At 49.9% G+C, this 25,362-nt stretch carries 31 protein-coding genes; 22 read left to right on the forward strand and 9 right to left on the reverse strand.

The window, feature by feature from the left end:
• Positions 1–42: 42 nt before the first annotated feature.
• From ACV7NC_RS10050 to ACV7NC_RS10060, 3 genes are all read left to right on the forward strand, one after another.
• Positions 43–627 (forward strand): TlpA family protein disulfide reductase, encoded by a 585-nt coding sequence (locus ACV7NC_RS10050; RefSeq protein WP_458152438.1) that lies wholly within the window; start codon positions 43–45, stop codon positions 625–627.
• Between the two features lie 284 nt (positions 628–911).
• Positions 912–1,247, forward strand: a complete 336-nt coding sequence (locus ACV7NC_RS10055; protein ID WP_458152439.1) for a BON domain-containing protein — start codon at positions 912–914, stop codon at positions 1,245–1,247.
• Positions 1,248–1,359: 112 nt separating this feature from the next.
• Positions 1,360–1,752, forward strand: a complete 393-nt coding sequence (locus tag ACV7NC_RS10060; RefSeq protein ID WP_458152441.1) for a DUF2784 domain-containing protein — start codon at positions 1,360–1,362, stop codon at positions 1,750–1,752.
• On the opposite strand, the gene ttcA is transcribed toward ACV7NC_RS10060, so the two are convergent.
• Entirely contained in the window at positions 1,728–2,645 is a 918-nt protein-coding gene (ttcA, locus tag ACV7NC_RS10065) for a tRNA 2-thiocytidine(32) synthetase TtcA (RefSeq protein WP_458152442.1), read from the reverse strand. The two genes, ACV7NC_RS10060 and ttcA, sit on opposite strands and share 25 nt — an antisense overlap.
• 158 nt (positions 2,646–2,803) lie before the next feature.
• Between ttcA and ACV7NC_RS10070 the strand changes: the two genes are divergently transcribed.
• The 3 genes from ACV7NC_RS10070 to ACV7NC_RS10080 are packed head-to-tail and all read left to right on the forward strand — an operon-like array spanning position 2,804 to position 4,281.
• Entirely contained in the window at positions 2,804–3,256 is a 453-nt protein-coding gene (locus ACV7NC_RS10070; RefSeq protein ID WP_458152443.1) for a cupredoxin domain-containing protein, read from the forward strand.
• Complete coding sequence (locus tag ACV7NC_RS10075) at positions 3,253–3,792, forward strand: DUF411 domain-containing protein (RefSeq protein ID WP_458152444.1); 540 nt, start codon at positions 3,253–3,255, stop codon at positions 3,790–3,792. Before ACV7NC_RS10070 ends, ACV7NC_RS10075 begins: the two co-directional genes overlap by 4 nt.
• A 12-nt stretch (positions 3,793–3,804) precedes the next feature.
• Positions 3,805–4,281 (forward strand): c-type cytochrome, encoded by a 477-nt coding sequence (locus tag ACV7NC_RS10080; protein ID WP_458152445.1) that lies wholly within the window; start codon positions 3,805–3,807, stop codon positions 4,279–4,281.
• Between the two features lie 34 nt (positions 4,282–4,315).
• Here ACV7NC_RS10080 and ACV7NC_RS10085 read toward each other — a convergent pair whose 3' ends face one another.
• Together ACV7NC_RS10085 and ACV7NC_RS10090 are read right to left on the reverse strand one after the other, a co-directional pair.
• Positions 4,316–4,690 (reverse strand): hypothetical protein, encoded by a 375-nt coding sequence (locus ACV7NC_RS10085; protein WP_458152446.1) that lies wholly within the window; start codon positions 4,688–4,690, stop codon positions 4,316–4,318.
• A gap of 201 nt (positions 4,691–4,891) precedes the next feature.
• A complete protein-coding gene (locus ACV7NC_RS10090; RefSeq protein ID WP_458152447.1) occupies positions 4,892–5,344 on the reverse strand; it encodes a rhodanese-like domain-containing protein in 453 nt (150 codons plus the stop codon).
• Between the two features lie 102 nt (positions 5,345–5,446).
• On the opposite strand from ACV7NC_RS10090, the gene ACV7NC_RS10095 reads away from it, so the two are divergent.
• The 10 genes from ACV7NC_RS10095 to ACV7NC_RS10140 all read left to right on the forward strand — a co-directional run bounded on the left by ACV7NC_RS10095 (position 5,447) and on the right by ACV7NC_RS10140 (position 12,401).
• Positions 5,447–6,187: a pseudouridine synthase gene (locus tag ACV7NC_RS10095; protein ID WP_458152448.1), complete on the forward strand. Its 741-nt coding sequence runs from the start codon at positions 5,447–5,449 to the stop codon at positions 6,185–6,187.
• 77 nt (positions 6,188–6,264) lie between these two features.
• Entirely contained in the window at positions 6,265–7,539 is a 1,275-nt protein-coding gene (locus tag ACV7NC_RS10100; RefSeq protein WP_458152449.1) for a class I SAM-dependent methyltransferase, read from the forward strand.
• A gap of 15 nt (positions 7,540–7,554) precedes the next feature.
• Entirely contained in the window at positions 7,555–7,797 is a 243-nt protein-coding gene (locus ACV7NC_RS10105; protein ID WP_458152451.1) for a DUF2835 family protein, read from the forward strand.
• A gap of 91 nt (positions 7,798–7,888) precedes the next feature.
• The gene (gene ettA, locus ACV7NC_RS10110; RefSeq protein WP_458152452.1) at positions 7,889–9,553 is read left to right on the forward strand and encodes an energy-dependent translational throttle protein EttA; all 1,665 of its coding nucleotides are present in this window, start codon (positions 7,889–7,891) and stop codon (positions 9,551–9,553) included.
• A gap of 46 nt (positions 9,554–9,599) precedes the next feature.
• Positions 9,600–9,812 (forward strand): type II toxin-antitoxin system RelB family antitoxin, encoded by a 213-nt coding sequence (gene relB / locus ACV7NC_RS10115; RefSeq protein ID WP_458152453.1) that lies wholly within the window; start codon positions 9,600–9,602, stop codon positions 9,810–9,812.
• Positions 9,796–10,062, forward strand: coding sequence for a type II toxin-antitoxin system RelE family toxin (locus ACV7NC_RS10120; RefSeq protein ID WP_458152454.1), 267 nt, complete (start codon positions 9,796–9,798; stop codon positions 10,060–10,062). Before relB ends, ACV7NC_RS10120 begins: the two co-directional genes overlap by 17 nt.
• Positions 10,034–10,396: a DUF2442 domain-containing protein gene (locus tag ACV7NC_RS10125; RefSeq protein ID WP_458152455.1), complete on the forward strand. Its 363-nt coding sequence runs from the start codon at positions 10,034–10,036 to the stop codon at positions 10,394–10,396. The genes ACV7NC_RS10120 and ACV7NC_RS10125 overlap by 29 nt, the downstream gene beginning before the upstream one ends.
• Positions 10,397–10,460: 64 nt before the next feature.
• On the forward strand, positions 10,461–11,795 hold the full coding sequence (locus tag ACV7NC_RS10130; protein ID WP_458152456.1) for a tetratricopeptide repeat protein: 1,335 nt from the start codon (positions 10,461–10,463) through the stop codon (positions 11,793–11,795).
• Positions 11,796–11,819: 24 nt separating this feature from the next.
• Positions 11,820–12,059, forward strand: coding sequence for a type II toxin-antitoxin system Phd/YefM family antitoxin (locus ACV7NC_RS10135; protein WP_458152458.1), 240 nt, complete (start codon positions 11,820–11,822; stop codon positions 12,057–12,059).
• Positions 12,060–12,071: 12 nt separating this feature from the next.
• A complete protein-coding gene (locus tag ACV7NC_RS10140) occupies positions 12,072–12,401 on the forward strand; it encodes a nucleotide pyrophosphohydrolase (RefSeq protein WP_458152459.1) in 330 nt (109 codons plus the stop codon).
• Between the two features lie 11 nt (positions 12,402–12,412).
• Here ACV7NC_RS10140 and ACV7NC_RS10145 read toward each other — a convergent pair whose 3' ends face one another.
• On the reverse strand, positions 12,413–13,561 hold the full coding sequence (locus ACV7NC_RS10145; RefSeq protein WP_458152460.1) for a 50S ribosomal protein L11 methyltransferase: 1,149 nt from the start codon (positions 13,559–13,561) through the stop codon (positions 12,413–12,415).
• 358 nt (positions 13,562–13,919) lie between these two features.
• Between ACV7NC_RS10145 and ACV7NC_RS10150 the strand changes: the two genes are divergently transcribed.
• Positions 13,920–15,269 (forward strand): DEAD/DEAH box helicase, encoded by a 1,350-nt coding sequence (locus ACV7NC_RS10150; protein ID WP_458152461.1) that lies wholly within the window; start codon positions 13,920–13,922, stop codon positions 15,267–15,269.
• A 28-nt stretch (positions 15,270–15,297) separates the two neighbouring features.
• Here the strand turns inward: ACV7NC_RS10150 and ACV7NC_RS10155 are convergent, their stop codons facing one another.
• The 5 genes from ACV7NC_RS10155 to ACV7NC_RS10175 form a co-directional block, all read right to left on the reverse strand.
• Positions 15,298–15,765 (reverse strand): DUF192 domain-containing protein, encoded by a 468-nt coding sequence (locus tag ACV7NC_RS10155; RefSeq protein ID WP_458152462.1) that lies wholly within the window; start codon positions 15,763–15,765, stop codon positions 15,298–15,300.
• Entirely contained in the window at positions 15,762–18,968 is a 3,207-nt protein-coding gene (locus tag ACV7NC_RS10160; RefSeq protein WP_458152463.1) for an efflux RND transporter permease subunit, read from the reverse strand. The genes ACV7NC_RS10155 and ACV7NC_RS10160 overlap by 4 nt, the downstream gene beginning before the upstream one ends.
• Positions 18,965–20,158: an efflux RND transporter periplasmic adaptor subunit gene (locus tag ACV7NC_RS10165; RefSeq protein WP_458152464.1), complete on the reverse strand. Its 1,194-nt coding sequence runs from the start codon at positions 20,156–20,158 to the stop codon at positions 18,965–18,967. Before ACV7NC_RS10165 ends, ACV7NC_RS10160 begins: the two co-directional genes overlap by 4 nt.
• A 74-nt stretch (positions 20,159–20,232) precedes the next feature.
• A complete protein-coding gene (locus ACV7NC_RS10170; RefSeq protein ID WP_458152465.1) occupies positions 20,233–20,790 on the reverse strand; it encodes an NADPH-dependent FMN reductase in 558 nt (185 codons plus the stop codon).
• A 42-nt stretch (positions 20,791–20,832) separates the two neighbouring features.
• Positions 20,833–22,245 carry an efflux transporter outer membrane subunit gene (locus ACV7NC_RS10175; protein ID WP_458152466.1) on the reverse strand — a complete coding sequence of 471 codons (1,413 nt, stop codon included), beginning with the start codon at positions 22,243–22,245 and terminating at the stop codon, positions 20,833–20,835.
• 203 nt (positions 22,246–22,448) lie between these two features.
• Between ACV7NC_RS10175 and ACV7NC_RS10180 the strand changes: the two genes are divergently transcribed.
• The 5 genes from ACV7NC_RS10180 to ACV7NC_RS10200 all read left to right on the forward strand — a co-directional run bounded on the left by ACV7NC_RS10180 (position 22,449) and on the right by ACV7NC_RS10200 (position 25,345).
• Entirely contained in the window at positions 22,449–22,733 is a 285-nt protein-coding gene (locus ACV7NC_RS10180; protein ID WP_458152467.1) for a helix-turn-helix domain-containing protein, read from the forward strand.
• Positions 22,734–23,108: 375 nt separating this feature from the next.
• A complete protein-coding gene (locus tag ACV7NC_RS10185; RefSeq protein WP_458152468.1) occupies positions 23,109–24,146 on the forward strand; it encodes an IS630 family transposase in 1,038 nt (345 codons plus the stop codon).
• Between the two features lie 36 nt (positions 24,147–24,182).
• A complete protein-coding gene (locus ACV7NC_RS10190) occupies positions 24,183–24,455 on the forward strand; it encodes a type II toxin-antitoxin system RelE/ParE family toxin (RefSeq protein ID WP_458152469.1) in 273 nt (90 codons plus the stop codon).
• Position 24,456: 1 nt separating this feature from the next.
• Positions 24,457–24,840 carry a helix-turn-helix domain-containing protein gene (locus ACV7NC_RS10195; protein WP_458152470.1) on the forward strand — a complete coding sequence of 128 codons (384 nt, stop codon included), beginning with the start codon at positions 24,457–24,459 and terminating at the stop codon, positions 24,838–24,840.
• A 13-nt stretch (positions 24,841–24,853) separates the two neighbouring features.
• Positions 24,854–25,345, forward strand: coding sequence for a protein-export chaperone SecB (locus tag ACV7NC_RS10200; protein WP_458152471.1), 492 nt, complete (start codon positions 24,854–24,856; stop codon positions 25,343–25,345).
• Positions 25,346–25,362 lie beyond the last annotated feature (17 nt).

Consider the following 25,362-nt stretch of genomic DNA (forward strand, 5'->3'; position numbering starts at 1 on the left):
AAGCTGCGATTCAGGAAGAAAAAATAATTTTAGGATGGGTCGATGTCAAAATTTAAGCAGATTCTTTTGTATCTTTGTATTGCCGTCATTGCGCTGGGGGCGGGTTCGTTTTTCCGTTCATTGTTGTCGGATATTTATCAAACGGAATTAACCAGTGAAGAAAGTCAGCAAGGCGCGAAAGCGATTCTTGAAGCCAGTTTACCGGATTTAAAAGGCGACGATCAGGCGGTTTCGCAATGGCTTGGAAAGGTCATGGTGGTAAATTTCTGGGCGACTTGGTGTACCCCCTGCCGTGAGGAAATTCCGGAGTTTATCGAAGCGCAGAGTAAATATGGCGATCAAGGTTTGATCTTTGTGGGTATTGCGATTGATCAGCCTGACAAAGTGAAAATGTTCAGTCAGGAGTTCGGCATCAATTATCCGGTTCTGATCGGCAGCTTTAATACTTGGTCGTTGCTCGAAGCCGCTGGAAACCGCATGTCCGCACTTCCATATACGGTTGTTTTAAACCGCTCGGGTGAAATTGTTGACACCTATCTAGGCCGCGTTAATTTGAAAAAGCTGGAAAAACTGATTGAACCGCTGTTGAAGCAACAACCCGTGCCCGAGCAACCGGTGCAGTCTTAAACAAGAAGCTGTTGCAGTCGAGGGGAATGCCGTCGTAATCATTGCCTCTGCTGGAACGAATCATGTAATATGTTCAACAGGAATGGAATGCTTTAATCGTTAGCATACAAGCGAGCTACTCTGTCCTTGCAAGGCCTCGCGCATTCTGATGTTTGCGAATACTTACCAGAGGATTCAAAAGCTGCTGATTTTGATTGGATAAGGGACTGAAGGTAGGAAAGCAAGGGTTTATATCGCAATGTGATGGGGTTATTTTTTCCGTAATCATTTGGGAGAACCTTATCATGACACAGCTCACGGTTAATCATCGTTTCATCGTTTTATTCTTGTCGTTTCAAGTGCTGTTTTTCCCTGCATGCGCATCCACTCAGAAATATGAGGGCAGCCGCGAGCAATTCAGCGATATTGTCATTACCACGAAGGTACATGAAGCCATTATCGACGAACCGTCCTTAAGACCGTTCGATATCAATGTCAGAACCATAAAAGGCGTGGTGGAATTGAGCGGCCTGGTCAATTCCCGGGATGATATGGATAAAGCCATCGCCATTGCCCGTAAGGTAGAGGGTATTAAGCTGATCAAAAATGATATGCGAACTTATGGAACCGGCGATTATTGATCAGAGGATCGATTGCAAGATGAGGATGCATCGATCCGGTTCGATTTGCAATAAACCGACATCACCGGCATCGGCGACCGAATGATCGTCATCAATAAAACAGACAAATAAAATGAGTGCCGATCTTGTTCTGATCGTTCATTTTTTGTACGTGCTGTTTGTCGTCGGGAGTTTGCCGGTGATCTGGATTGGCGCTTGGCTGGGGCTTACGTTTGTGGCTAATCCGTGGTTTCGCTATTTGCACCTTGCCGCTATTTTATTGGTGGTGGCCGAGTCATTGCTCGGAATTGTTTGTCCGCTGACTGTTTGGGAAAACAACCTGCGCCAAATGGGGTCGGACGTCAGTTTCATTCAGCACTGGTTGCACCGTATCATTTTCTATCAAGTGTCTGAATCGGTGCTGACAGCGGTTTATATCGCGTTTGCCGCTTTGGTGGCGATGACTTTCAAATGGGTTCCGCCGAGGCGTAAAAATAGCGATCAGCTCCCAGAAGCCAGGAATTGATTGCCGATTTCCATGGCGTCTTCGCTGCCGGGTTGCAATAATTCTTCAATGTTGGGTTCGAAGGTTTCCTCATCGAAGGCGATATCGCCGTTCTCAAACGGCCGATCCTGTACTTTGAGGTTTGCAAAATCATAGCGGGAAGTATCGGCCAGATGCGACAGTTGCACGTTTTGCAGTGAACGGAACATGGTTTCCAGCCGGCCCGGAAATTTTTTATCCCATTGCTGCATCATCTCTTTAATGACCTGACGCTGTAAATTCGGCTGCGATCCGCACAAGTTACATGGAATGATGGGAAAATCGGCGACGGCGGCGTACGCTGCCAAATCTTTTTCCTTGCAATAAGCTAATGGCCGGATCACGATATGCTTGCCGTCGTCACTCACCAGTTTAGGCGGCATCGCTTTAAGTTTGCCGCCATAAAACATGTTCAAGAACAGAGTTTCCAGGATGTCATCGCGATGATGCCCCAAAGCGATCTTGGTAGCGCCCAGCTCACCGGCAACCCGGTACAACACGCCCCGCCGTAATCGGGAGCACAGGCTGCAGGTGGTTTTGCCATCCGCGATGACGCGTTTTACGACACTGTAAGTGTCTTGTTCGACAATGCGAAACGGCATACCGATGCGAGTCAGGTAGGTCGGCAGCACTTGTTCGGGAAACCCGGGTTGTTTCTGATCGAGATTGACGGCGATCAATTCAAAATCCAGCGGCGCGTGCGCTTGCAGATTGCGCAGGATATCGAGCAGTGCATAACTGTCCTTGCCGCCGGACAGGCATACCATCACCCGGTCGCCGGCTTCAATCATATTGAAATCTGCGATTGCCGAGCCTACTAATCTTCGCAAGCGTTTTTGCAGCTTGTTGACATTATATTGTTGTTTTTTTTGCATGCTGGACGATAAATTTGATGAAAGAATAACCAATAGGATTGTTCAAACGATATCAGGGGCGTTGCAGATATTCGACAAACGGTTTGGAACAATTTAGCATAGCCGAATTCTAATCAGGACTGATAGTTGGATCGAGGGTTGTTATTCAGGAGAATTCGATGAGCAGAATTATACCATTGGTAATCTTGGTCTTGTTTTCAACCAATAGCTATTCGACAGCAAATCATTCCCAATTGGAACTCGATTTCGGCAAGCCAGGCGATGCCGCTAAGGTAACGCGTATTATTAAGCTGACGCAGGTGGATAACATGTTTCTACCGGCTGAAGTGAAAGTAACGGAAGGCGAAACGGTGCGGTTTGTGGTCAAAAACGGCGGTGATCACAAACATGAAATGTTGATCAGTTCGATGGCGGAACTCAAGAAGGCTGCGAATATGCGGCGCATGTATCCGGATAAGGAACATACGGAAGCGCATTTGCTGCAATTGGAACCCGGAGAGCAAAAAGAATTGGTTTGGCAATTTACCACCGTTGGCACTATTGATTTTGCTTGCCCGTTGCCCGGCCATTTTAAAAAGATGCGTGGAAAAATTATTGTGGAGAAGAAATGAACAAACAAATCAAAACCCTTTTAGTTGGATCATTGATGACGGTCGGATTGTTGAGCGTTGCATCGCAGGCTGCGGCTACCACGACTGTTGAAGTGTATAAAAGTCCAACGTGCGGTTGTTGCGCGAAATGGGTGGATCATATGCGGGATCATGGGTTTACCGTAAAAACGCATGATGTCGGTAACAAGGAAATCAGAAAAAAATCCGGGCTTTCCGAATCCGTCGGCTCATGCCATACGGCATTAGTGAATGGCTATGCGATTGAAGGTCACGTGCCGGCGCCGGATATTATCCGGCTGTTGAAGGAGAAACCCAAAGCAATCGGCCTGTCGGTGCCCGATATGCCGCATGGTACGCCTGGCATGGAAGGCGCACGTAGCGACCCCTATAATGTCTTATTGATTACCGAGCGCGATCAATCCCGTAAGGATGCAACCATCTACAACCGCTACGATCCTTATGCCAAGAAAGCAATGCAATCGGAGCCTGTCAAACCTGAAGCCGAGAAAGGCGGTTCTGTGATGCGCATCAAGTAATGCCGGTTTTAGATGAGCATACGTCGTAATAATTTTATGGGCGGCATTGCTGCCGCAGCATTGGTAATCGGCTGCGGCGATGCGGCGCCGCCAGTGCCGTTGTCTTGGAAGCAGTTAAGCGGTGCTGATACCGCGTTGGTTGAAAGAAATTTCGATCCGGCGCAAATCCAGCGTGGTGAAGCTGTTTACAACGCTAACTGTGTTGGCTGTCATGGTCCTGGTGGCACCGCCACGCCGGAGTGGCGCAAACCGGGACCGGACGGAAAATACCCGCCTCCGCCGTTGGATAGCTCGGCGCACGCTTGGCACCATTCAACGGAAGTGCTGAAAAAAACGATTCTGAAAGGAACTCCCCCAGAGATCGGTTCGATGCCCGCATGGGAAGGCAAATTAACGGAACAGCAAGTCGACGATGTGGTCGTTTGGATCAAATCACTCTGGTCTGACGAAATTTATGATCTCTGGTATAAGAATTTTGAAGGTAAATAACCCTCCGGCACGGATTTAATACGCAGACAAAAAGCTATTCCTCCGGTTTCTTGTTTTTCAGTAAACTCATTTGTTCCAAAATCTGCTGCTTTTCATTTTCCAACTCCTGATAGCGCGCATAAAGCCGGTCTAAGTCAGCGGAATATTGATTGACGCGTGCTTGTCTCGCTTGTTGACGTTGCATCAAATCGTTATAGTTCGGTATCGGAATGCTTTGCCCGGGTGTGCTGGGCAGCGGCACGTTCATCGAAGGCTCGGAAGCATCGTTGCGGCGTAATTCCTGAACCATCAAGAATTGCTGATAAACTGATTGTGATTCTTGATGCACCCGGTCCAATGCAGTTTCCAACTGCTGCAACTGCTCTTGTTCGGCAGTTTTTTCAACATCGGCGAACGCTGGATGTGCCATGATCAACAAGAGTAACAAAAGGATTATTCGCATGGATATTGGTGAGCGCTTCATATTGTCAGTGTGTCAAAGCATACAATAGATTCATCACTCTATGACAGCAAATATTCATTGATCATTCAGCTCGTTTATTAAATTTTAGTGACAGATATCGACAAAATAAGGTTTTTTGCGCCAATTTAAACGCTTTTTCAGGCTCTCTCAACTCTGTATCCACGGCAAACCAGCCGCTTTCCAGCCGGAAGCTTTGCCGCGCTGACCGTTCTCATCCCGGTCGCCTTCAAAACCTTCCAGAATGTTGTAGCACTCGGCGAAATCCATGTCGGTGGCCATCGCCGCGGCCTGATTCGAGCGCGCGCCGCTGCGGCAGATGAATAATACCGGTAATGATTTATCAACTTCGCTGGCCAGTTGATCGAAAAAATGCGGATTCGGTTGCATGCCGGGGTACGAGCGCAATTCGATTTCGGTCGCACCAGGGATGCGGCCAACCCAATCGAGTTCGGCGCGCGAACGCACATCGACCAATTGTGCTTGCGCATGCTCTTGCAATACCCGGTATGCTTCCATCGGCAGTAATGCGCCTTTGTAGGGAAGTCCCAGTTCTTGCGCGCGTTGCTGCGCTCTTGCCAAAATTGTTTCGGTTGTTTCCATAAGTAACTCGCTGAGGTTATAAAAAATGACGCTTGGAATGGCTTTATAATAGTAGCCGCCAATTTTCCAATTACCGTTAATTCCTCAATATTATAGCGCTTCATGGAAAAAATCCGCTTATCCAAACTGATGTCGGAACAAGGTATCTGCTCGCGCCGTGAAGCCGATCGGTTTATCGAACTGGGCTGGGTGTTTGTCGACGGCGAGCGGGTGTCCGAGCTCGGCACCAAAATTTACCCGACGCAAAAAATTACCCTGAACAAAGCCGCGCAAGCGCAGCAAACCGGGCTGGTCACGATCTTGCTCAACAAACCGGTCGGTTATGTATCCGGGCAGCCGGAACCGGGTTATCAGCCCGCCGTGGTGCTGATCAAGCCGGAAAATCTGTTTACTCCGAAGCAACCGGTGCAGCCGGCCAAACGTTTTCAACCTGCGCACCTGAAAAACCTGGCACCCGCAGGGCGGCTCGATATCGATTCGCAAGGTTTGCTGGTGTTCACGCAGGATGGCCGTATCGCCAAACAACTGATCGGTGAGGATTCCCGCATTGAAAAAGAATACCTGGTGCGGGTCGAAGGCAACCTGCCACCCGCCAAGCTGGCGTTGCTGAATCACGGCTTGAGCCTCGACGGCCAGGCATTGAAACCGGCGCAAGTGAGCTGGCAAAACCGCGATCAATTGCGTTTTATTCTGCGCGAAGGCAAGAAACGCCAAATCCGCCGCATGTGCGAACTGGTGGGTCTTAAAGTTACCGGCTTGAAGCGGGTGCGCATCGGCAAGATTGGATTGCGCGATTTACCGGAGGGAAAGTGGCGTTATTTGCAGGATGGTGAAATTTTTTGATGTGGTAGTTTATTGCTGGTGCACTGCATTTTCTTAATGACAGGGCACAAATCACTCCTTTCAAGCGGGAACAAGCAATGGACGAATCAAAAATAATTTCCTCGGTAAAGCAGCAGTATGAAGCATTACCGTATCCCCCCAGAAATCCCGGCGATGAAAAAAGCCGTTTGTTGCGCACCGTGGGCGATTCGCTGACTGAGTTGAATCATTACTGTTTCAAAGGACAAAGAAATTTCGACCGGGATTTCCGTTGTCTGGTCGCGGGTGGCGGCACCGGAGACAGCGTCATTTATCTGGCGGAACAACTGCGCGGGACTTCGGCGGAAATTGTTTACCTGGATATGTCGGAAGCATCGCGCAGTATTGCCGAACAACGTGCTGCGGTTCGTGGATTGAACAATATTACCTGGTTGACCGAATCCCTGTTGTCCATCCCGGAACTGGACATCGGAAAGTTTGATTACATCAACTGTTCGGGGGTTTTGCATCATTTGAGTGATCCCGTGGAAGGCGCCCGGGCGCTGGCAAGCGCGCTCAAGGACGATGGCGCGATGTACCTGATGGTGTACGCCGAATACGGCAGACACGCCGTATATTTACTGCAGACGCTGTTTCGCGAATTGATTCCCCAGCACTTGAGCATTCAAGAAAAAGTGAACATGGCGCGCCGGATTATCGGATCGTTGCCTGCGCATCATGCCTTTATCAAAGACTTGGATAAGTGGGCGAACGAAATTACCGCCAGCGGCTATGGCGATCCAGGTTTATATGATTTATTGCTGCACAGCGTTGACCGCTGTTACAACGTTAAAGAAGTCTATGAACTCGCGGCAGCGGCAGAGCTAAGGCTGGTGACCTTTCTCGGCACCGACAAGCGATATTACGATCCGGCGCATCTGATCGCCGAGGAAAGTATCCGGACGGCGTGGCGAGAAAAGAGCTTGCAAGAGCAACAATCCATCGCGGAAAAACTGTTTTCCAATCACATCAAGCATCAATGCTATCTTTCCCGGCAAGCGGTTTGCATGGCCTCGATGGACGATGAAGACAATGCGATTATTCTGGAGCACGAGCTGGCGAATCAAAACATGGCCATCCATGAAGCGATCAAGCCCGGAGAAACCCTCAGCATTACGTTTACCATCAATCATGAAAAAACGGTTTTTCAGTTAAGTGGCAACAAAGTCAATAAAGCGTGCTTCCGCTATATGGATGGAAAAACGCCCATTAGCAGCATCATTCGCAAAGTAAAAATGAAATGCGGTGACAGTGAACAAAAAATTCGCTCGGAATTGCGGTCCATTTTTGAAACCCTTTTTCCGATGGGTTGCATCTATCTTCAACGTCCCTGATTTTTATGTACGCACATGCATCAACGCGTCCACGTCGTGCTGAAAATCCCGGCGTATCAACTTGAGCTTTATTACGACGGCACTATCGATACCGTAGCGGCTGAAACCACCGACGGCCGTGTTATCTATTTCCCGGCGAATGTGCTGCGGCAGGTGGTGCAAAGCCACGGCGTGTATGGCACGTTTGAGCTGGTGTTCGACGAAAGTAATAAGTTTGTGTCGATCCGCCGCGTCGGTCACGCTTCGCAAGCGGGCTGATCGCGGCTTTCATTGCACGGTTACGTGCGCTACACTTTCGCTGTTTCCTTAATTCCTTTCTATTTTCAATCAATCAACAAAGATCACTCTCATGGCTCAATATGTAATGTCGATGCTCCGCGTGAGCAAAATGGTTCCACCAAAACGTCAGATTATCAAAGACATATCGCTCAGTTTCTTTCCCGGCGCCAAGATTGGCCTGCTCGGTTTGAACGGTTCCGGTAAATCCACCGTGTTGCGCATCATGGCCGGTGTCGATAAGGAATTTGACGGCGAGGTGCAGCGCTTGCCGAATATCCGCGTGGGTTATCTGCCGCAGGAACCGCAACTGAATCCCGAACACACGGTGCGCCAGGAAGTCGAGGAAGGCATGGGCGAAGTGATGCAGGCGCAGAAAAAACTCGACGAAGTGTATGCCGCGTATGCCGAAGAAGGCGCGGATTTCGATGCCTTGGCGGAAGAGCAAGCGCGGCTGGAAGCGATCATCGCCACCGCGGGCAGCGATACCGCGCATCAAATGGAAATCGCCGCCGACGCGTTGCGCTTGCCGCCGTGGGACGCGGTGGTTAAAAACCTGTCCGGCGGGGAAAAACGCCGCGTGGCATTGTGCAAGCTGCTGCTGGAAAAACCCGACATGCTGCTGCTCGACGAACCGACCAATCACCTGGACGCCGAATCGGTCGAATGGCTCGAACAATTTTTGGTGCGTTTCCCCGGCACCGTCGTCGCGGTGACGCATGACCGCTACTTCCTCGACAATGCTGCGGAATGGATTCTCGAGCTCGACCGTGGTCACGGCATCCCGTGGAAAGGCAATTACTCCAGCTGGCTAGAGCAGAAAGAAGCGCGCCTGGAGCAGGAAAACAAGCAGATCGATGCGCACATGAAAGCGATGAAGCAGGAACTGGAATGGGTGCGGCAAAATCCCAAAGGCCGCCAGGCCAAATCCAAAGCCCGTCTGGCCCGTTTTGAAGAACTCAATTCGATGGAATATCAAAAGCGCAACGAAACGCAGGAAATTTTCATTCCGGTCGGCGACCGCCTCGGCAATGAAGTCATCGAGTTTGACAGCGTATCGAAATCCTACGGCGACCGGCTGCTGATCGACAATCTGAGCTTCAAGATCCCGCCAGGTGCGATCGTCGGGATCATCGGCCCGAACGGCGCGGGTAAATCGACCTTGTTCAAACTGATCACCGGTAAGGAACAACCCGATTCCGGCGAAGTGAAAATCGGCCCGACGGTCAAAATCGCGCATGTCGACCAGGCGCGTGACACGCTGGAAAACGATAAAACCGTGTTCGACGCCATTTCCGGCGGCAACGACAACCTCGTGGTCGGTAAATACACCACCCCGGCGCGCGCGTATCTGGGCCGTTTTAACTTCAAAGGCAGCGACCAGCAAAAAATCATCGGCCAGCTCTCCGGCGGTGAACGCGGCCGCTTGCACCTGGCGCAAACCCTGATCGCCGGCGGCAACGTGCTACTGCTCGACGAACCGTCCAACGACCTCGACGTCGAAACGCTACGTGCACTGGAAGACGCCTTGCTCGAATTCGCTGGTTGCGTGCTGGTGATCTCGCACGACCGCTGGTTCCTCGACCGTATCGCCACCCACATCCTCGCCGCCGAAGGCGACTCGCAATGGACCTTCTTCAACGGCAACTACCAGGAATACGAAGCCGACAAGAAAAAACGCCTCGGCGAAGAAGGCGCCAAACCGAAACGGATACGGTATAAGCCGATTAGTAGGTAAACTTTGGTTTTTCTATGTAATAGACAGATCAACGCAGGAGAAGAACATGCTGGCAATTAAATTACCGGAAGAAATTGAAAATCGTCTGGCTGAACTTGCTGCAAAAACCGGCCGCACTAAAACTTATTACGTGCGCGAAGCGATTTTGGAGCATCTCGATGAATTGGAAGATAAATACCTGGCGATAGAGCGTTTGGAAAAAGCGGATAAACGCTGGACATTGGACGAAGTGGAGAAAGGTATTGATCTGGAAGGTTGAGTTTGATGATGCGGCAGTAAAAGAGCTGCGAAAACTTGATCATCCAGCGCAACAGGATATTCTGCGATATTTTCGTGAGCGTATCGCAACCGATGAAGATCCGCGCAGATTTGGAAAACAATTGACTCACAATCTTTCCAATTTGTGGCGCTATCGTGTGCGAGACTATCGCATGATTTGTCATATCGAAGACGAGAAACTGACAGTATTGGTATTAACTGTTGGTCATCGTAAAGATGTATATAAATAAGCAACTTGAATTAATGCCGACAGAAAAAGTTAACTCGCCATCCAGCACCAGTGAAGTAACGGCACCAGCGCCGTGGCGAGCACGCACTATTGCTGTACTGCCTGATTATTGCCTTTCAGTGACTTGCAACGATGGTACGGCTGGTACCGTCGATATGTCGCAACTTATTTTCAGTGAAAAAGCCGGTATTTTTTCAGCATTGAAAGATGTGCAATTATTTAATCAGGTTCGTATAGAACTCGGTGCGCTTACATGGCCGAACGATGCGGATCTTGATCCAGTATGGTTGCGCGAGGAGATTGTGAAAAATGGAACTTGGTGTGTTCCAAGATAATCACTTTTATTTCTTCTAAACCATTACAAAAAAACTCTAATCCTGAGAGGCACAAGTAAGGCAAGTGCAATCACCTAAAGATATAGCTCAATTCTTAGAAGAATATTGGCACAAAAAAATCGGGTTAATCAGTACTGAAATATTTTCTATATGTGCAGTATTTTTTCTTTTAATATCAGCAAATGCAGAATTTATTTGGTGGATTTCAATACCAGTAATTAGCTTCGTTGTTTGGTTTATATGGTTTTATACAACGAAACCGCCGGTTGTTCCAAAAAACAAAATTGGATTCTTGGTATGTATAACATGTTCGGATGAGAAAGAATTAAAAGCGATTACTGAGGATTTTATTATTCCGCTTAGACAGCTTATTAAAACCGGTATAAGCGGGAATTCCTTTCACTTTATCGAAATACCTCAGCGATTGGCTAACCAAGTAATTGATGTAGATTCTGCTCTTGAAATGCGAATTCGATGTAAAGCGCATTTTATGATTTATGGACGCGTACGTCGAAAATTTATCAACAAGCAAGAAAACCACATTATTGAGCTAGAAGGAGCTGTAGCTCATCAGCCAGTTTCAGATGAAGTTCGTGAAAATTTGACAGCAGAATTCTCAGAACTTTTACCGAGAAATGTACATATACCAACTGAAAACGATCTTTTTGCTTTTCAGTTTACCTCTGAATGGGCTGAGATTGTAGCTCGTTACATAATTGGCGTTGCTTCCGCGTACTCAGGAGATATTAGCTATGCTGAAAGGCTATTTCAGGATGTTCAATTAGGGCTTAAAAGCAAAGATCAAAACTTTCCAATTTATAGGAAACTAAAAGAACGCATTCCATATAGATTGGCAGAGCTTTACGAAGCAATGGCCTCTACTTGTTTTTCCAAATGGTCTGAAACGCGCGATCCAGATTATTTGACTGAGGTCGATGAATGGCTTGATAAGATTGATGAGGTGATAAAAGATAGTAAATCGGTTTTATTTCTGAGAGCAATAACTACATTCTTAACTACTCGTTCTGTTGAAGAAGCTATCGCCATGTTAAGAAGAGTAAATGAAAGTAATAATCAAATCTGGCAGTGTAATATGGCCTTCTTATATGCGTATAAGGGAGACTTAAAAAAAGCCATTCAACATTATCGTTATGCAGATCGTTGTGATCATCAACAAGAAAAATTATTTCAAATTGAAGATTTCATTCATTGGTTAATTGAACAAGAGCCTGCTAAATATCAACTATATTATTGTCTTGGTTTTATAAATATGAAAATTAAAGGCGATCAGATTTTGGCGGTAAAAAACTTTAAGAAATTTTTAGAAATGTGTGATGAATCAGAATATATTAAAGAAAAGGAGTTAGCTCAAAATTGGGTGAGTGAATTGCTTATTTAAAATACTTCTATAAATAGTATTTCTATGAATACAATCAATTTCCCAATCACCCGTACCAATTTGACCATAATGATGGAACGGGTTTGTAGCGATCACTTGCCTGTTATCATCACGCGCAAGCGACAAGCACCGGTTGTATTGATATCGCTGGAAGATTATCAAGCATTCGAAGAAACCTTGTATTTGCTCGGTTCGCCTGCTAACGCACGGCGGCTATTGGACTCAATCGCCGAGCTGGAAACCGGAAAAGGCGCTACACGATAGCAGATCATAAAAATGAACGACATCCAGCAACTCACCGAAACATTACGTAAGTTCCGCGATGAGCGCGATTGGGCGCAGTTTCATAATGCCAAAGACTTGGCGATGGCGTTGAACATCGAAGCGGCCGAGCTGCTCGAGGTTTTTTTATGGAAAGCGCCGGAGCAAGCGGATATCGGCAGCGTGAAGGAAGAGCTGGCCGATGTGATTACCTTCGCTTTGCTGCTCGCCGACAAATACGAGCTGGATGTGAAGCAAATCGTGCTGGAAAAAATGGAGAAAAACGCGCGCAAGTATCCAGTGGAGAAATCGAAGGGTAGCGCTAAAAAATATACGGAATTGTAAGTGTATCGCGGTTATTTTGCTGCAAACCGCCACAATGACGTCAATTCCGCCGCGCGGGCGGCGTGCAGCGGGTCGCTGGTGTCGGCAACTTTGGGATGGCGCGGTTTGACGTCGGATTTCGATAAAACCTGTAAACCTGCGGCATCGATCATTTGCAGTAATTCTTCGCGGCTGCGTAACCCCAGGTGTTCGGCAATATCCGACAATATCAGCCAGCCCTCGCCGCCGGGCAGCAGGTGATCGCGTAAGCCTTGCAAGAACCCGCGCAGCATGCGGTTTTCCGGGTCGAAAATGGCATGTTCCAGCGGTGCGCTCGGACGCGCCGGTATCCACGGCGGATTGCATACAATCAATGCCGCTTGTCCTGGTGGAAACAGATCGGCTTCAACTAATTCAATCGCATCGGTCAAGTTCAGCCGCGCCAGATTGTCGCGTGCGCATTCGAGTGCACGCGGGTCGTGATCGGTGGCGACGATGCGCTGAACGCCGCGCTGCGCCAGTGCTACGGCCAGAACGCCGGTGCCGGTGCCGATGTCGAAAGCGATCGATTGCGCGGACAGTATTTTCGGCGGCGCGGCTTGTGCGACAAGCTGGATGTACTCATTGCGGATCGGGGCGAACACGCCGTAATGCGGATGAATCGTGATGCCAAGCGCCGGGATGTCGATGCCTTTCTTGCGCCATTCGTGCGCGCCGATCAGTCCTAACAATTCGCGCAGCGGCGCGATAAACGCTTCGGTACGTGAACCGTATGCATCCGCGCAAGCATTCTGCACATCCGGTGCGCGACGCAGTGGAATGCTGAGATCGGCGTTGAACGGGATCAGCAATTTTTCCAGAATGCGGGCGCGTTGCGATTGCACCAGGCGGTGCCGGTGAAATAATTCTACAGGCGTCAGGTTTTCCGGCTTTTTCCTGCGAGCCGGTTTTTTGTTGTCGATACGCCGCGCGATGGCTTGCAGCAATAACTTGGCGTTCTGGAAATCGCCGCGCCATAACAGGGCGGTTCCTTCGCAAGCCAAGCGGTAAGCGGTATCGGCGGGCATGCGATCGTCGGCGGCTTGCACGCGTTCCGGCGGCGGCAAGCCTTTTTCGCTTTGCCAGCGGGCGGATTGCTCCTCGTCGGCTTCGTGCCAGCGGATAATCGGATAGTCGCTCATGATCGCGCTGATGGTGCTATCAGCAAAGTTGCCGCAGATAAATACATGGAAGAATTAGAAATTTATTGAGGATAGTTGAGATTTTAAATTCGATCCGTATTATACTCCTTACAAGATTTGGATTTACGAACATCGCTAATGATCACAAATTTGTGAGCAAACCGAATGTTGATTGCCTGCTTAGCCTGTTTCGCTAGAATGCTTCCTTACCTATCAACTTGATGCTGCGACATCTCTGTTAACACCTCTTATTGCGTAGCACTTTGATTTTTGATGCCCTTTTGGCAGTTTTCCTCATCCGTTTGCCCTATTGTCCTCCCATTGCGGGATGACAGCTTTTAATCCTCTTTGGAGTACTATGTCTTTTTCTACTTTCGGCTTGTCCGATGAAATTATCCGTGCCGTAACCGAACGCGGCTATACCAACCCAACACCTATCCAGGCGCAAGCCATTCCAGCCGTGATGGCGGGCGGCGATTTGCTCGCCGGTGCGCAAACCGGAACCGGCAAAACCGCCGGTTTTACCCTGCCGGTTCTGCACCGGCTTTCCGACAAAAGTATCAAGGGGCCGTCCAGCGGACGTCCGCCGATACGGGCGCTGATTCTGGTGCCGACGCGCGAACTCGCGGCTCAGGTTGAAGAAAGCGTGCGCGACTACGGCAAATACCTGAAATTGAGCTCGATGATGATGATCGGCGGCGTGAATATCAACCCGCAAATCACCCGCCTGAAAAGCCGTGTCGATATTTTGGTAGCCACCCCAGGGCGGTTATTGGATCATGTGCAGCAAAAAACGCTGAGTCTGTCGAACATTGAAATCCTGGTGCTGGATGAAGCCGATCGCATGCTCGATATGGGATTTATCCGGGATATTAAAAAAATACTGGCGCTACTGCCGAAGCAACGGCAGAACCTGCTATTTTCGGCGACCTTCTCGGATGAAATCCGGGCGCTGGCGGATAGTCTGCTCAACCAGCCGGTTTTGATCGAAGCGGCGCGCCGGAATGCAGTTGCCGATAAGGTAACGCATGTGGTGCACCCGGTGGATCGTGAACGTAAGCGCGATCTTCTGGCGCATTTGATCAAGCAACATCGCTGGTCGCAAGTGCTGGTATTTACCCGCACCAAGCATGGCGCCAATAAATTGTCGGAATTCCTGGTCAAAAACGAAATTCCGGCGCTTGCGATTCATGGCAACAAAAGCCAGTCGGCGCGCACCTTGGCATTGGCAAAATTTAAGACGGGCGATTTGCAAGTCTTGGTTGCTACCGATATCGCCGCGCGCGGTATCGATATCAGTGAGCTGCCGCATGTCGTGAATTTTGAACTTCCTAACGTTCCCGAAGATTATGTTCACCGCATAGGCCGCACCGGCCGAGCTGGCGCGGAAGGTGATGCGGTATCGCTGGTATGCGTCGATGAAGTAAAACTGCTTTCCGCGATTGAGAGATTGGTCAAACATGAATTGCCAAGCCGGGTTGTGGCCGGTTTTGAACCGGATCCCCGGATTAAAGCCGAGCCGATTACCAACGGCCGTGGCCGTGAGCCTCGGAGTGCCGCGCCATTGCGCCAACCTCCCAAAAACCAGAGCAGCAAAAAGCAATTCGGGCAAAAACCGGCGAACGGGAATGTTGCAAATTCATCCCGAAGACGTTTCAGCGAACCACGCCGCGCCGCGGCGGGACGCGGATCCAGCCATGCCGCTTGAAACCGGCAGCATCAGGATTTGGTTGGGATTACAAACCGATCCTAGAAACAAGCGGGATACCGCGTAATCTAAAACCTGGTTTGATGCCGCGCTGATCAAACCAGCCCTGATTCATTTCCAGCGCGTAGCGCACCGGTTTGACCGAGCAGTTCGAGCGCTCGGTGCGCGGTTCCATATCTTTCAGGTATACAATCGTGCCGTCATCGTCGAGAAACGCGATGGTCAGCGGAATCAGCGTGTTGCGCATCCAGTAACAGCGTATTTCCGGCGCTTGATAAACAAACAACATACCCTCGTTGACCCCCATCGACTGCCGGTGCATTAGGCCGATGCTGTGCTGTTGATGCGTTTGCGCCACTTCAGCCTGAATCACGTACATCCCGGCGGTCAATTCGACTGTCGGCAGGCGCGGTTGCGGGTCGTCTTGTGCGATAGCATGAGTCGTCATCAGCAAGCTCCACGCAATAACAATGAGCCGCAAACCAGGGTTTTTCATGTTGGCTTTCCTTCATCGGTTTGATCGGGCGCATCGTGTTGCGGTTGCGGTAGTGCAACGGCTTGCGGCGGTTCGGTTTCCGCCAGTGGTGGCTTGTTACGCCGTGTCAGTTTGCCGATCAGCACAAAAAACAACGGCACGAAAAAAATCGCCAGGAATGTCGCCGCCAGCATACCGCCGAACACGCCGGTACCGATCGAATGGCGGCTCGCCGCACCGGCGCCGGAGGCGACCACCAATGGAAATACGCCGAGAATGAAGGCCATCGACGTCATGATGATGGGGCGGAAGCGCAGCCGTGCCGCTTCCAGCGCAGCGTCGATCAATGGCATTCCTGCCGCATGCCGCTGATTGGCGAATTCCACGATCAAAATGGCGTTTTTGGCCGCCAATCCAATCAAGGTCACCAATCCGATTTGAAAATAAATATCATTGGTTAAATCCCGCGCCCAAATTGCCAGAAAAGCGCCCAGAATTCCAAAAGGGATCGCTAAAATAACCGCGAATGGAATAGACCAGCTTTCGTACAAGGCAGCCAGCACCAGAAATACCATCAGCAAGGCGAAAGCGAATACGTAAGTCGATTGCCCGCTCGCCTTCCGTTCTTGCAAGGATATTCCGCTCCAATCGATCGAATATCCTTTGGGTGTCAAAATTTCGTCGGCGACTTGCTGCAACGCTTCAAGCGCTTGTCCCGAACTGTAACCGGGCGCCGCGCCGCCCAATATGAGCGCTGAATTGAATCCGTTGAAATGCGTCACCGGATCCGGCCCGCTATTGAACTCGGTGGTGACCACCGAATCCAGTGGAATCATGGTGTGTGTGGTACCCGACCGGGCACGTACATAAATCTTGCTGATGTCATCCGGGTTGGAGCGGTATTCAGGCAATGCTTCCGTCTGCACCCGGTAAATGCGGCCGAATTTCACAAAATCATTGACATACAGATTACCAAAATAAGCCTGCATGGTATCGAACACCTCCGAAATCGGAACACCCAGTGCCTTGGCACGTTCGCGATCTACCGTCGCGAACAGTCGCGGCGCGCTGATGCGGAAATTGGTGCTGGCGACTGCGATTGCCGGATGTTCCGTGGCTTTGGCGACAAACTCCTGCGCCACTGCGGCAAATTCAGCGAAATCGCCGCCGCCGGGATCCTGCAATTGCGCTGAGAAACCGCCGGTGGAGCCCAAACCGGGGATCGAAGGCGCATTAAAAGCCAGAATCAACGCTTCCGGAATTTTGGCGAATTCCTGATAAGCTGCCGCGATCAGGCCAGGCACTTGTTCGTCGGCATGCGCACGTTCGTCCCAATGATGCAACGGGATGAACATCGTGGCTTGATTGGTTCCGCGAGTACCGAAAACAAAATTCTGTCCGGCCAGCGTGTCGGTGGAATGCACCGCCGGATTGGCTTGAAAGTACCCTTCAATTTTTTCCAGCACCTCGATGGTACGCGTCATGGAAGCGCCTTCGGGCAATTGCACGACGGTGATGAAATACCCTTGATCCTCTTCCGGCAGAAAGCTTCCTGGAATGGTTTTGAACAGACCTACAATAACCAGTATCAGCATCGTGAAAATGGCAAGCGAAATCACGGATCGTTTGATGACGGCCCCGACCGCTCCGGTATACCTTGCCTGAGCCCAATCAAAAAACCGGTTGAATGTTTCCCAGAATCGCGCGGGCGTGCCATGGTTTGGCTTGAGCACCAAGGCGCACAGCGCCGGGCTGAGCGTCAACGCGACAAATCCGGAAATGGCCACGGATAGCGCAATGGTGATGGCAAATTGCTTATACAATTCGCCGGTGATTCCACCTAAGAACGCCACGGGCACAAATACCGCGGCCAGTACCAGCACAATGGCAATTACCGGTCCGGTTACCTCGGTCATGGCTTTTATTGCGGCATCCCGGGGCGAAAGCCCGCCTTGAGTCATGTGCCGCTCGACATTTTCCACGACGACAATCGCATCATCCACCACGATACCGACGGCCAGAACCATACCGAAAAGCGTGAGGGTATTGATCGAGAATCCCAGCATATCCATGCCGGCCAGCGTTCCGATCAGTGAAATAGGCACGGCGAGCGCCGGAATCAGCGTGGCGCGCCAGCTTTGCAAAAACAGAAAAACAACCAGAATGACCAATATCAATGCTTCGGCGAGTGTCTTGACCACTTCCCTGATAGATACATCAATGAATGTCGTCGTGTCGTAAGGGATGTCGTAAGACACCCCGGCCGGAAAGCTGTTGGAAACTTTATCCATTTCATCGCGAACCCGCCGCACGGTGTCGAGCGCATTTGCGCCCGGCGACAGAAAGGTGAGTAAGAACGTATTGGGCTTTCCATTCCACCGTCCCTGCAAATCATAGGATTGCGCACCCAATTCCACGCGCGCGACATCGCGCATGCGCACCATGGCGCCATCCGGATAAGCACGGATAATCATGTCTTCAAATTCCCTGACTTCGCTCATGCGGCCGCGGGTAATCACCGGGATGGTCAATTCCGTGCCATTGGGCGTAGGTTCGCGGCCTATTCTGCCGGCTGGAAAATCCCGGTTCTGCTCTCTGACCACGGATGCAATTTCGGTGGGGGTGATATTGAGTTGCGCCATGCGGACGGGATCGAGAATCAGCCGCATGGAATAATTTTGTCCGCCGAAAATAATCGCATCCCCAACACCGGGAAGCCGTTTGACGTTATCGAGAACGCGCAGCAAAGCATAGTTTGAGAGAAAAACGGTGTCATGCTTGGGATCGGAGGAGCTCAACGCAATCACCGCTAGTAAATCGGGCGATGTTTTTTTGACGGTAATACCCTGCCGTACAACTTCATCGGGCAGTTGCGGTTCAGCCAAGCGTTGCCGGTTCTGCGTTTGCACCTGCGCAATATCCACGTCGGTTCCAATCTCGAACGTGAGCTTCATGGTCATATGCCCGTCGTTCGTGCTGGTCGATTCATAATACAAAAGATTATCGATGCCCGGCAGTTGCACTTCGATGGGCCGCGCCACCGCTTCCGCCACGACTTCCGCGCTGGCGCCGGGATAATCCGCGTCGATCTGCACCATCGGCGGCGTAATTTGCGGAAATTGCGCGACGGGTAGCTTCTGCAAAGCAACTAAGCCGATGACGACAATGATAATGGACAGGACCGAGGCGAAAATGGGCCGGTCAATGAAGAAATGAGAATTCATGGCGTACTTTGTTGATTGGGTTCCTCGGCGCTATGGGCTGATGAGGCTGTTTCTTTCTGACTGGTTACAGGATCGACCTGGGCGCCTGGAAGGATCCGGAAGAAACCTTCCACCACCACCCGCTCCCCAGGACGCAGACCTTCTTCGATCAGCCATTCCTTTCCACGCCACATGCTGGCGCGGATAGCTCTGAGTTCCGCTTTGTCTTCCTTGTCGATGACATACACAAACGAACCGCTGGGTCCTTGCTGTACAGCGCGTTGCGGAATCAGGATGGCCTCGGTGCGGGTATAGCCTTTAATGCGGATCTTGACGAACTGGCCGGGATAAAAATAGGATTGCCCCGGCGCAAAAGCGCCTTCAGGGTTGGGAAATACAAACCGTCCCTGCAATGTGCCCGTTTCAGGCCGCAAGGCAACATCCGCAAAATCGAGCACGCCTTCCTGCGGATAGACACTGCCATCCGAGAAAGTCATGACGCCGCGTAACTGAAAAATATCCGGCCGCTGCACCTTTTGCTCAGCGAGCTCGCGGCGGCGGCGCAGAAGATAGCTCTCGGGAACGCTGACGTTGACATACATCGGATCCAGCTGGTCGATGGTTGCGAGAAGCGTTTCCTGAGCGGAAATCAACCTTCCTTCATAGAAATGGCTGCGGCCAATGCGTCCGTTGACCGGCGCGGAAATCGCTGTATTATCCAGGTCAAATTTGGCTTTGATCAGATCGTTCTGGGCCGCTTCCAGGAATGCTTTGGCACCTCGAACCTCGGCTTGCGCGTCATCGACATTTTTTTTACTGACCGCTTGCTGTTCCAGCAATGGCAGCACGCGCGCCAAATCCTGCTTGGCCAGATCGAGCCGCGCTTCAGCCTGCGCCACTTTGGCTTTGGCGCTAAGATAGATGGCTCTGAACGGAACCGGATCGATCAGGTATAGCTGATCGCCCTTTTTGATATTGCGGCCTTCGGTAAAGAAAACCTTTTTGATGATCCCGCTAACTTGCGAGCGGATCTCAACCGGGCGGAAAGCTTCCGTTTGCCCGATGAATTCCGGTTCATCCTGGATCACTTGCGTGATTACCGTGATGACTTCGACTTGCGGGGCCGGCGCAGCAACATTCATCGGCGCTTTCTCGGCGCAGCCGGTCACAAGAATCAGGCAAAGCCCGATACACCAAAAGATTCTATCCATATTTCGCCGCATCGTTAACTTCATGGTTCTACATTCTTTATTAAGCATCATGTTCAATCATCAGAATTATAAAATCACGCGCCGGCAACATGTTTCTTAACCCAGGCGATATAGCGATCCATCCAGTTTTGCAGGAATTGTCTGCTGCCCGCGCCGATATCCCCGTTTGCATCGAATAACCCCTCTTTCATTTGGATAAACGCTTCGGGCTGCCCCAGTGTGGGCATATCCAGATACGCCAGAATATTGCGCAAGTGCTGCTGCGCCATCGCTGTGCCAATAGCGCCTGCCGATACGCCGAGAACACCGGCGGGTTTGCCCGGCCAGGCGCTTTGGCCATAGGGACGGGAAGCATGATCAATGGCATTTTTAAGTACGCCGGGGATTGAGCGGTTGTATTCCGGTGTGACAAACAATAACCCATGCGCTGCGCCGATCTCGGCTTTTAACCGTTTTACCGGTTCCGCCGGATTGCTGTCATCATCTTGATTATAAAGCGGTAGATCATCAATCCGGATGTGTTTGAATGAAAACCCCGGGGGCGATAATTTTGCCATGGCGTGCGCCAGCTTGCGATTAAATGAATCCCGGCGAAGACTGCCCGTAATGACAGCGATTTGATAGTCATTCATGATGATTCCCTCCGTGTTGATGCGTGTGAGTTCAGTATAGTTTTACTTGGTATCATTATCGCGGCCGCTTTCCGGTGTCCATCCGCCACCCAGCGCATTGTATAACTGAACAACGGATACCAGATGAAAGCGCTGTGCCGCGCTCAGGGAGAATTCAGCGTCAAACAGGTTGCGTTTGGCGAGCAGCACATCGACATAGCTGGTAATACCGCCCTGATAGCGCAGGTTTGCAATGTGCAAAGCTGAGTGCAGCGCGTCAACTTGCTGCCGCTGCGCCTTAAGTTGCTCGCTGATGGTGCTGATCGCCACTAATGCGTCTTCGACTTCTTTGAATGCAATCAGGATCGTTTGTTCATATTGCGCTAACGCCTGTTTTGCCTGCGCTTCCGCGGCACGCTGCTCAAAACCGAGACTCTGCGCATTGAGCAATGGACCCGCTAAACCCAGACCACCGACACCGAACTCGCTGCTAGAAAGGAGCAAATTGGATAAAGCCGGGCTGGCCACGCCGAGAAAACCGGTAATCGAAAGTTTTGGAAATCGTGCGGCTTTGGCCATGCCGATTCTGGCGGTGGCGGCTGCCAAAGCTTGTTCCGCCTGAAGAATATCGGGGCGGCGTTGCAGCAATTCGGACGGCAGGCCGGCGGGTACTTCCGGCGGAACCACCTGTTCTGTCAGCAGGTGCCTGCGTGCTATCGTTACCGGGTTTCTGCCTAGCAACACACTGAGTTCATTTTCTTTTTGCACCACCCGGCGTTCAAGTTCGGCTACCCGGGAAGCTGCATTCGCGCGCTCCGCTTCGAATTGATCCAGATCGAGGCGCGAAATGATGCCGCCTTGCAGTTGCGCGCGCGAAATAGCAACGGATTCTTCCCATGAAGACAATGCGCGATGCGCAATATCCCGCTGAATGTCAAATTGCAAAAGATCGAAATAGGATTGCGCGACTGCGCTGATGAGCGCCAGGACGATCGCGCGGCGATTCTCCTCCCGTGCCATCAGTTCGGCGCGGGCGGCTTCGTTGGAGCGACGAATCCTGCCCCAGATATCGATTTCCCAGTTTAGCGTGCCTCGCCCGAAATAGTTGAAAGGCGTCGGGAAGCCGGGAATTCCAAAACCCCCCAGTGTGCCAAATGCCGGTGCGTTCGCATCGTAATCCACATGAGGTACAAAATCCATGAACGCAATGCGCGATTTCGCCTGAAATTCCTCGACACTGGCGATAGCTCGTTTGAGATCCTTATTCTCCTGCAACGCCTGCCGGATCAGCTGCTGCAGCGTTTCATCCTGTAGCAACTCCCACCAGCGCATGTTGGCAATCGATTCTCCCTCGACCGGATCGAGCCGGAATTTCTCCGCGACATCGACTTGCGGGCGAATAAAATCGGGTCCCATCGCGCAAGCGGTGAGGAACAGAATGGGGAAGACGATTAAGGTGCGAAACCAGCGGTGCATGGGATTTATTTAAGCGTTAAAGATGACGGCTAAATGGATTACAAAAATTGATAATCACGAGATTATAAACCATCGACGAGATCTGGACGTGTTTTCTGGGATTGTGTAAGAATCAGTATGCATTTTTAACTATTGATACAGTCGCTTACTAAATCTGTTTGCATGTAAGCGATTCGCCGCTTCGACAAATTGAAGATTAGATCATGAACGAACAATCGGCTACCAATTCCAGTGGTAATATTTTTGCCGATCTGGGTTTCTCCGCCGAGGAATCCACACTTCTGGCCATGCGAGCGGAATTGATGGCGCGTTTGCGCGATACTATCAAGCAACGCGGCTGGACCCAGCAAGAAGCCGCAGAAAAATTGGGCATCGGGCAATCCCGCGTATCCGGCTTTATGCGCAGTAAATGGGAAAAATTCAGCCTGGACGTGCTGATTACATTGACTACCCGCACCGGCCAGCGTGTGGAGTTGGTTTTTGGGTGAGAGTGATTGAATTTCACTATCAACGTATTCCCGACACTTTTATCGTAGAATTATCAAATTGCAAATCAGTCATTTCAACTTTTTATTCGAGATAAAGCAGGAATTTATCTCTTTTATTTATTATTTACATTTGACCATAATCATTGACAATATTAACCTATAGGTTAATATTTACCTAAACTAGAAATAATGAAAGTAAAAATCCTGGCGAATGGGAAATTTACAATAGCTGCGATCATGAAGGGCGATAGCTGTCCAACATATGATTCATTAAATGGTGGTTTGCAGTCTCAATATCAGAAACATGGAAATGCGTTATTATTGACTCGGCACAATAATACTTGAAATTTATGAATCGCCCCCCATCTTGTTGAAATGGAAAAAGACGACGCAAGATATTCGACGCTGGAGCAACTGCATGAACGGCGCAAGCAAGTGGTGCGGTTGCATCGCAAGGGCTACGGCGTGATGCAAATTGTTGAGCTCAGTGGGCTTTCGTATCCGACAGTTCGGTTTGCGATAGATCGGTATGAAGAAGGCGGATTTTCCGCCCTGAAGCCAGGGATGCGAGGCAAGCGTGCTGGTCAAGGGCGGGCACTGACAGAGGAACAGGAACAAGCCATCCGCAAGATCATTTGTGACAAGCGCCCGGAGCAACTGAAGATGGAATTTGCGCTGTGGAATCGGGCGGCGGTCATGCAACTGATAGAGAGGGAGTACAGCATCAAGCTGTCGGTGCGCGGCGTAGGCAACTATCTGTCACGTTGGGGTTTCACTCCCCAGAAGCCGATCAAGAAGGCCTATGAGCAGCGGCCTGAAGCCGTACAAGCCTGGCTCAACGAGCAATACCCGGAAATTGAGAAGCGCGCCAAGGCGGAAGGCGGCGAGATTCACTGGGGCGATGAAACTGCCTTGGTCAATACCGATGTGCGCGGTCGTTGCTATGCTCCGGCAGGCAAGACGCCAGTCACCTACGCGACTGGTGGTGCGCGACAGAAGCTATCGATGATTGCCGCAGTGACGAATCAGGGCAAAACACGCTGGATGATCATCGACGAGGCCTTCAACGCCGACAGGCTGATCGAATTCCTCGAAGCGCTGATCAAGGATGCCGGGAAGAAGGTATTCTTGATTCTCGACAATCTGCGGGTTCATCACAGCAAACAGGTCAAGGCATGGGTCGCTGAACGACAAGACAAAATCGAGCTGTTCTACCTGCCCAGCTATAGCCCGGAACTGAATCCGGAGGAACGCCTCAATGCCGACCTCAAGCATGCCATCGGGACGAAAGTGCCGGTGCACACCAAGGCCAAACTCAAACTCGCTGCCACCGAACACATGGTTAAACTTGAACAATCACCCGAACGGGTCAAAAGCTTCTTTCAAGATCCGAGGGTCAAATATGCCGCTTGAAACTTCAAACTTAATCTGGCCGGATCAATAGTTAAATTGGATAGGATTGCTACTGATGGATTTGATAATTTTTCAAGTAGTTTATCTCATCTCATTCATAGGAACCCGAATATTTATGAATTAATCCATGGGCAATTAAGGCTTGTTTACTTCCATGGAGAGGGTAAAACCATAGTTGTTTGCACTGAAGTAATTATAAAAAAGAGCCAGAAAGCAGACCCGCATGTTGTAGATAGAGCTAAAAGTGCATACAGAGATTATTTTCATTCGGTAATGAAAAATAGTTTGATAGAAATAAGGGAGGAATAGCATGGCATTAAGCAAATCACTCAAAGAAAGATTGGAAGAATTCAAAAAAACAGATGATTACTGGATAAATTCTGCAAAACTTGATTTTGCAATCACTATTGAAGCTAAACGCAGGGAATGCGGCATGAGTAATGCTGAATTAGCTCGTGCATTGAATACAAGCAATGCCTATATCTCCAAAGTACTACGAGGAGATACCAATTTAACCATTGAAAGTATGGTCAAACTTTCTCGCGCGGTGGGCTACAATCTGGAAATAAAACTTCAATCGTTATCTGAAAAAAAGATGATATCAACAACTGAATCTATATTGAGCAGTGAATATCAAAAATTGACCACTATAAACCAATCTGCTAACGATCCAACTTATTTGTATGCAGCCTAGCCCAATCCATCTCATGGAAATGTACTACCTTGGGATTTCAGTAGTACCTCAGTTTCCGCAAAATGCTGATGAAGTTCCCGGTCCTGGATTTGCAAGAGGCTTTGATTTCAATGGAGTAAATATTGGGGAAACAATCAAATTCAATATTTTCTCAACTAAGAATAATGAATTAACTTATGGCGTGAATCTTCGTATCGTCATTAGCAATAATGAAGGCAAAATTGCACCTTATGCGATCGATATTGAGGCTTCAGGACTGTTTGTGATCAGTGAATCAGTGCCAAAAGAAAAGCATGAAGAAATGGCTATTGTAAATGGTTGCGCTATTCTTTACAGTGCAATCAGAGAGCAAGTGATGACGATTACCTCGAGAAGTTATGGCGGCTTATTTATTCTCCCAACTGTGAATTTTCTTGACAAAATCAAGAAGGAAAATAATCAGAACATGACTTCAGAGCAATCACGCGGGATTAAGAAAAAAAGAACCTCAAAATCTGCGCCTTAGATTTCCTAATCATTAAG

It is taken from the genome of Nitrosomonas limosa (assembly GCF_054188085.1).